The sequence below is a fragment of the Crocosphaera sp. Alani8 genome, assembly GCF_038442745.1.
Classification (GTDB): domain Bacteria; phylum Cyanobacteriota; class Cyanobacteriia; order Cyanobacteriales; family Microcystaceae; genus Crocosphaera.
Genome location: NZ_JARVCN010000265.1, coordinates 1 through 4,352 on the forward strand (window position 1 = coordinate 1; position 4,352 = coordinate 4,352).

A 4,352-nucleotide genomic window follows, 5' to 3' on the forward strand; every position below is an offset into this window, starting at 1 on the left:
ATCTTAGAAAATACTGTTAGCAGTCTTGAAGAAAATCTAGATACAACTAATGCTCAAAAAGTAGCTGATATTATCATTGCAGATGATGGAGAAGGAGATAATAATTTAAGTTTAAGTGGAGAAGATTCGGACTTCTTTGAAATAGTTGGAAATGAATTATTCTTAAAAGCTGGTACTATTTTAGACTTTGAAGGGAAATCAGTTTATAATGTGACTGTTTCGGTTGATGATACAAGTATTGGTAATGATTTAGATGATTCTATTGCTTATAGTTTAGCTATTACCGATGTTAATTTACCTCCTACTGTAACCTTAGAGAATACTATTACCAGTCTTGAAGAAAATTTAGATACAACTAATGCTCAAAAAGTAGCTGACATTATCATTGCAGATGATGGGGAAGGAAATAATAATTTAAGTTTAGAAGGAGAAGATGCAGACTTCTTTGAAATAATTGATAACCAACTATTCTTAAAAGCAGGAGTAAGTCTAGACTTTGAGGCTAAGAATAGTTATAACGTCAGAGTAGAAGTAGATGATGTAACCATTGGAGAAACACCGGATAACTTTATTGATTATAATTTAACGATTACTGATGTTAATTTACCTCCTACTGTTACCTTAGAGAATACTATTACCAGTCTTGAGGAAAACCTAGATACAACTACTCCTGTAAAAGTATCTGATATCATTATTAACGATGATGGAGAAGGGAATAATAGTTTAATTATAAGCGGAGAAGATGCCAACTTCTTTGAAATTGTTGGAAATGAATTATTCTTAAAAGCAGGAGTAAGTCTAGACTTTGAGGCCAAGAATAGTTATAACGTCAGAGTAGAAGTAGATGATGTAACCATTGGAGAAACACCGGATAACTTTATTGATTATAATTTAACGATTACTGATGTTAATTTACCTCCTACTGTTACCTTAGAGAATACTATTACCAGTCTTGAGGAAAACCTAGATACAACTACTCCTGTAAAAGTAGCTGACATTACAATCAATGATGATGAAGAAGGAAGCAATAACATAAATTTGACTGGAGAAGATGCCGACTTTTTTGAAATAGTTGATAACCAACTATTCTTAAAAGCTGATACTATTTTAGACTACGAACAAAAAGAAAATTATGAAGTAACAGTTTCTGTTGACGATACAACTATTGGTAATGATTTAGATGACTCTGTCACTTATAGCTTAGCTATTACCGATGTTAATTTACCTCCTACTATTATTTTAGAAAATACTGTCAGCAGTCTGGAGGAAAATTTAGATACAACTACTCCTATTAAAGTAGCTGATATTATTATCGACGATGATGGTGAAGGGAATAATAATTTAACTTTGAGTGGAGAAGATGCTGATTTCTTTGAAATAGTTGATAACCAACTATTCTTAAAAGCTGATACGATTTTAGACTACGAACAAAAAGAAAGTTATAACGTAACAATTTCTGTTGATGATGCAAGTATTGGTAACACTTATGAGGATTCTATTGCTTATAGTTTAGCTATTACAGATATTAATCAATCTCCCACAATTACCTTAGAAAATACTATCAGAAGTCTTGAAGAAAATTTAGATACAACTAATGCTCAAAAAGTGGCTGACATTATAATTAATGACGATGGAGAAGGGAATAATAGTTTGATTTTAAGCGGAGAAGATACCAACTTTTTTAAATTTGTCAATAACCAACTATTTTTAAAAGCTGGTACTATCTTAGACTACGAACAAAAAGAAAGTTATAACGTAACTGTTTCTGTTAATGATACAACTATTAGCAATGATTTAGATGACTCTGTTACTTATAGTTTAGCTATTACAGATGTAAATACAGCCCCAACAATTACCTTAGATAATACTCTTATTAATCTTCAGGAAAACCTAGATACAACTAATGCTCAAAAAGTGGCTGATATTGTTATTGACGATGATGGTGAGGGGAATAACAATTTAACTTTAGGTGGAGAAGATGCAGACTTCTTTCAAATAGTTGATAACCAACTATTTTTAAAAGCAGGAGTTAATTTAGACTTTGAAGTAAAAAATAATTATAACGTCAGAGTAGAAATAGATGATGTAACCATTGGAGACACAACCGATAATTTTACTAATTACACTTTAATCATTAGTAATGTAAATGAATCACCAACAGTAGATGAAAATAAAACCATTATCATCTTAGAAGACAGTGGAGAAACATTATTAAACATTAACCAACCAACAGATGTTGATGGAGATAACCTAAACATTACAATAGATACAGTTCCTGATAGTAATAAAGGAAATATTCTAAATAATGGGATTATTTTAACAGTAGAAAATACTTTAACAGTAGAAGAGTTAACTAACTTAGTCTTTACTCCTGTAGAAAATGCAAATGGAGAAGCAGGAAACTTTACTTATACTGTCTTCGATGGGGTTAATAATATCTCACAAACTATCACTTTCAATATTACTCCCGTTAATGACTCTCCTACCTTAACTATCCCTGATTTCCCTACTATTTATGAAGCAACCGATGTTAATATTACGGGGATTATTATTAATGATATTGATGCAGACATTGTTCAAGTTAAGTTAACCGTTAATAACGGAGTCATTAGTTTAAGTAATCTAGAAAATATAACCCTAATTAACGGAACAGGAAATGAAGACAATACTGTTACTATTCAAGGAAATATTGATAAAATCAATGCCGCATTAGATAGTTTAATTTATCGAAGTAACTTGAACTTTGACGGAATAGAAAACATAGTAGTTACTGTTAATGACTTAGGAAATACAGGAGAAGGAGGGGTTTTAGAAGTTACTGAAACTTTAAATATTAATGTAGAAGCAGTTAATCAACCTCCAGATGCTGAACAGGATAAATTATTAACAGTAGATCAAGATAGTGGAGAAAATAGCTTAAACATTCCCCCACCTACTGATTCCGATAACGATCCTTTAACTATTACAATTACAGAAATTCCAAATAATAATCAAGGAATAATTACCTTAAATGATGACCCTGTTACTATTAATCAAATTCTAAACAGTGATGAATTACAACAATTAGTCTTTATTCCAGCTAATGCAGTAACGGGAAGCGGTGGAACTTTCAGTTATTTCGTAGAAGATGGACAAGGAGGAAGCGATACTCAAACTATTACCTTTAATATTTCTCCTGTTATTATTCTAGGGGAAGAAGATAACTTTAAAGTTAGCCATTCAGAAGCAATTACAATTCCTGAAACCTTCTCAAAAATTCGCTTTAATTATACTTCTCTCAACTTTGATACCCTAGATACTAATTTAATTAATGATAGTTTTGAAGTCGCTTTATTAGATAGTCAGGGACAAAGTTTAGTTTATACCATCGATACAGACAAAGATGCTTTCTTTAACTTAACAGAAGAAGAAGAAATCTTGACAGCTAATGGAGTAGAAATAGAAGGAAATACCGTTACCTTAGATATCAGCTATTTACCTATTGGAACGGAAGCTTATTTAGTCTTTCGTTTAGTCAATAATGATAGTGATACAGAAACATCTGTTCGGATTAATCATCTAGAAATTATTGAAAATAATAATCCAATAACAACAGGATTCACTCCTGATTCCTCAACCTCCACTGTCACCAACTCTATCAATTTTGTCAGCTTAGAAGATGTTTCTAGTAGTACGATTACTGAGTACGAAATCACCTCATTTAACGAAAAGACTAAAACCCTATTAACTGATATTAAGCTCAAAAACGTTGGAACTTATGGCTTTGATAGTTCATTAATTGTTGCCATTAATAACCTAAGTGATCCTAGCATTCAGGTAGTCAATGCTGATGGCATCACCCCTGACGGATTACCCTATTATGACTTGACCAACTTACTTCCAGAAGGAAAATTAGATTCTAACCAAGAAACGGAAACTAAAACATTAAGTTTCTATAACCCCGAAGAAATACAGTTTACTTATAATCTAGTTATCCTAACAGAAATTAACCAAGCTCCAGTCATAGAAAGTACCCCAACCCTAGAAATTATAGGAGGACAAACCTATCAATATAATGTCAAGGCAACGGATATAAATGGAGATAATTTAACCTATTCCTTAACCGTTGCACCCCAAGGAATGACCATTGATGCTCAAACTGGGCAAATTACCTGGGAAACAACTATAGATGACATTGCCAACCATCAAATTACCATAGAAGTAAGTGATGGAAGAGGAGGAATTGAAACACAAACCTATAACTTATCAGTCATTTTTGAACCTCCCAACCGTCCCCCACTGTTTACCACTTCCCCTGTTATTGACGCATTTATTAATCAGAAATATCAATATGATGTTGATGCCATTGATCC

The 4,352-nt window shown here is 32.1% G+C and carries 1 protein-coding gene; it reads left to right on the plus strand.

Features of this window, described 5'->3' with window-relative positions:
* Positions 1-4,352 (plus strand): Ig-like domain-containing protein (locus P9B04_RS15135; RefSeq protein WP_342055820.1); only part of this gene is annotated, 4,352 nt, incomplete at both ends.